The 231-nt window shown below is 62.3% G+C and carries 1 protein-coding gene; it reads left to right on the top strand.

From position 1 onward, the window contains the following. A partial coding sequence (locus R0J92_RS27285) for an AIR synthase related protein (protein WP_411053984.1) occupies positions 1-231 on the top strand: 231 nt, incomplete at both ends.

Genomic DNA, 231 nt, shown 5'->3' with positions numbered 1-231 from the left:
ATCGTGGACATAGGTGATGGCGACGCGGTCGTCTTCAAGATGCAAAGACACAACCACCCCTCCTACATCGAGCCCTATAAAGGTGCCGCCACTGGTGTTGGCAGCATTTTGCGTGACGTCTTCACCATGGGCGCGCGCGCGATCGCGTCGATGAACTCGCCGTCCTTTGGCGAACCGGCGCATCACAAGAGGCGCCAGCTGGTGAGTGGCGGGGTGGAGGGCGCTGGCGGC

Source organism: Tritonibacter sp. SIMBA_163, from assembly GCF_046535935.1.
GTDB classification, from domain to species: domain Bacteria; phylum Pseudomonadota; class Alphaproteobacteria; order Rhodobacterales; family Rhodobacteraceae; genus Epibacterium; species Epibacterium scottomollicae.
This window is presented reverse-complemented; position numbering and strand designations above follow the sequence as displayed.